Source organism: Daejeonella sp. H1SJ63 (assembly GCF_029360775.1).
Taxonomy (GTDB): domain Bacteria; phylum Bacteroidota; class Bacteroidia; order Sphingobacteriales; family Sphingobacteriaceae; genus Daejeonella.
In genome coordinates this window covers 1-3,412 of record NZ_JARKMZ010000016.1, presented here as the reverse complement: position 1 = coordinate 3,412, position 3,412 = coordinate 1, and the positions used below count along the sequence as shown (strand labels likewise).

General features: G+C 39.7%; 2 protein-coding genes. Both read left to right on the top strand.

Annotated elements, in window-relative coordinates; all coding sequences use genetic code 11:
* Positions 1-538 precede the first annotated feature (538 nt).
* Positions 539-1,621, top strand: a complete 1,083-nt coding sequence (locus tag P2W72_RS05520) for a hypothetical protein (RefSeq protein ID WP_276359911.1) — start codon at positions 539-541, stop codon at positions 1,619-1,621.
* An 18-nt stretch (positions 1,622-1,639) separates the two neighbouring features.
* Positions 1,640-3,325 (top strand): S8 family serine peptidase, encoded by a 1,686-nt coding sequence (locus P2W72_RS05515; RefSeq protein WP_276359910.1) that lies wholly within the window; start codon positions 1,640-1,642, stop codon positions 3,323-3,325.
* Positions 3,326-3,412 lie beyond the last annotated feature (87 nt).

Sequence of the window (3,412 nt, the reverse complement as noted above, 5' to 3'; positions counted from 1 at the left end):
TCTCTTTAACTTTCGTATAGATTTAATAATTCTTAAGAAGGTTAAACCCGATTTTACCGAAAGTTGAAATAAACAATTCTAATTGAACAAAGAAAATAATACTGCTTTGGCAGTAACAATAATCAGTTTAAAATAACTCAATAATCTTAAACTCTTGAATCTGATGTATCATGAAAAACTATACTCTTACATTCTTGATCCTTCTTCAGGCGTTATTTTCTTTTGCCCAGCGGGATCCTTCAAAGATTCTAAAGAAGAAAAGCTTGTTGTAACGTTTTTAGTTTTTGTTTCGTACTAATTAAAAGGTTATCTCTTATAATATATCTACCTATATGCTAAAGGGGAATCATTTTCTGCTAATCATCTGCTTGTTCGGGCTTTTATTGGGCTCATGTAAGAAAAATATGAATAGTGAAAAACAACGGCCTTTCCCGCCGGGATAATTGACTTTAGCCTTGTTGACTATGGACCTGTTTGGAGCCCGTATGGAAATAAATTGTTTATTCTGATTGAAGAGCTATACGGCAGGCTATAGATCATGGCTGCAGAGGGAGGCGAGAAACACCAGCCAACTTTTCAGGTAGAATTTAAACTTTATGAAATGAGGAAATATTTACCATACGTTATTACTTTGCTGATCTTTTGTGCGACCATTAGTTCGTGTAAAAAAAGTAAGCCACAAAATGAAGACGCTTGTCCCGGCTTTGATCTTGTCCCCTCCTCTCCTTATGAAGATCCTGTATGGCATCCTTCAGGAAATATTATCGGCTTTAACCATACACCCCTAAAAGAGATCAAATATACGTATGGATATGATTGCCCCCGCCAGGCTGCTTACATTTACAATCCGGATTCTACCGGCTTCTGGCTTGTGAATGCTGATGGTACCAATAAACGCAGAATACTTCCTTACAAACTGCAAAACCCTGCCTGGAGCCCGGATGGCAAATGGATAGCATTTGTACAGGGGACGCAAATATTTAAAATGCCTTTTGACGGGGAGAAGTTTGATGAAACAGCTAAAGTGCAGCTAACTTTTAGTGGAAGGAATTTCTTTCCTGCCTGGAGCCCGGATGGAGAGTGGATTGCTTTTGATAACACTGATTGCGGAAGTGTTGTCACGCCTCCTCCTGAAAATTCTTGTGGAGTTCTGGTATTAAATATTACTAATACAGAAAAAAAGCTTATTACTTCTGGTAGAATGCCTGATTGGTTTGACAATAGCTCTTTCATTTATCTTGGTTTATATAATGAGGTTTATAAATACAATTTATCAGATTCTTCAAAAATACAGCTTACTTCATTTAACACGAGTAATAAATATGATTACAATATTAGGTATCCTGAATATTCTTTTGATAGATCATACATAATTCTTTCTTTGCAAAACAATGTAAATGGGGGTAATGAAATATGGATAATGAATAACCAGGGAGGTAATTTAAGAAAATTAACAACGGATGGATCAACCGGCTTTTCCTGGTCGCCGGATGGTAGAATAGTATATGTCAGGTTTGATTATACAAGGCTTGACGAAAGCAGGGGGGTATTGTGGACCATGAATTCAGATGGCAGCAACAAGAAGCAGTTAACTTATAATCAGTTTAAAATAACTCAATAATCTTAAACCTTATGTATCATGAAAAACTATACTCTTACATTCTTGATCCTTCTTCAGGCTTTATTTTCTTTTGCCCAGCGGGATCCTTCAAAAGAAATACTGGTATTTTTTAAGGAAGGCGTTGAACAAAGTGAAAAATTACTCAATGGTCAATTAGAAAAGACAGCCAGCCTGAAAAAAGACAGCCTGAAAATTGCCCTGCAAAAGGCAGGTATTGAAGAAGCGATGCTTGAAATTGCCATGCCGCGTTTTAAAAAAGCGGATACTTTAAGAACTTTAACAGACGGAACTATTATACGACAATTGGATATGACTAAGCTGTTCCGTATTAAAGTACCAGAAGGGAAATCAAAGAAAGAGCTTATTGAAAAATTGCGGACTATACCTGAAGTATTATATGCAGAGGAAAATGGAACTATTTCACCACTTCTTATTCCCAGCGATGTTCGGTACACCGATCAATGGGCTTTAAACAATCCATTCAATCCCGGTGCGGATATTCATGCACAGGGGGCATGGGATATTTTTACGGGTAACCCTGATAATATCATTGCTGTTATTGATGGGGGAACAGATGTAAACCACCCGGATTTAAATGATAAAATTGCAGGTGCGGATGCCGGTTTCGGCTGGGGTGGTCATGGGATACATGTTTCCGGTATCGCTGCCGCAGAATCTAACAATACACAAGGGGTTTCCGGGGTAGACTGGCAGGCAAGGATTTTGGCCAGGCGGATAGATAACCTCTCTGATGATGCAGATACTTATCAGGCTATTGTAGATGCCGTTAACTTCAGCTCGAATGTTAGGGTATTAAATCACAGTTGGGGAACTCTAAATCCTGATCAGACCCCGGGTAGGTACTCAACAACAATAGCGCAGGCATTTGCCATTGCCTATAAAGCCAACAGGGTTTCTGTTGCAGCTATGGGCAACCATCAGCAAACCTATCCCGGAGTTGTCAACTATCCGGCCGGGTTTAATAATGTAATAGCGGTGGGTGCCACAGATAATGCCGATGTTATTGCAAATTTTTCTGTCCATGGCAATAATATAGATGTGTCGGCGCCGGGAGTAGGTATCTTATCTACTCTAACAAATAATGGTTATATTAATATGGACGGTACATCCATGGCTGCCCCGCATGTTTCCGGAATAGCGTCATTACTGAAAGGCTTTAATGCAGCCCTGGCTAATGATGATATTGAAAATATTATAAAGATAAGTGCAGATGATGTTAATGCTGCCACATTACCTGGATTTGATAATGCCATAGGTCATGGCCGTGTCAATGCAGCGCAGGCTTTGGGTTTATTACAATCTCCAAATACAATTAACCATTTTACGGCAACCGGCAGTACAGTTGCCAGCACAACAGATAGTTATACCAGTGTGTTTTATGCCATACCAGGGCTTGCCCCGGGCACTTACGTTGTAAAAAGATATGAGGTAACAAGAGCAGTCACATTTCCCTATTCTTTTTGCAATATTGCCGGTGCATGGGGAAGGGGCGTAGGCACAACAGGCTATAGCGTGGCCAATCCTAATTATGGAGAAGGATTTTGTGAAGTTGTGCCCGGTACATTAACTAATACCAGTGCAACTCTAAGAACGTATGTATATGAAGTATTTAATGTACTTGGGCAGAGTATGGGCTATTATCCTGCTACTCCCTCAAATGTCCTTTTGCATATACTGTATTAGGGCAGGCAAATAATTATGCAATCTCCGGCCCTGATAATTTCTGCACCAGCGACACTTACAGCATACCCAATCTGCCAGCAGGCGCAA

What these genes read in the sequence shown, in the direction of transcription:
- P2W72_RS05520 (WP_276359911.1), top strand. Translation starts at nt 539, where the DNA reads ATGGCTGCAGAGGGAGGCGAGAAACACCAGCCAACTTTTCAGGTAGAA.
- P2W72_RS05515 (WP_276359910.1), top strand. Translation starts at nt 1,640, where the DNA reads ATGAAAAACTATACTCTTACATTCTTGATCCTTCTTCAGGCTTTATTT.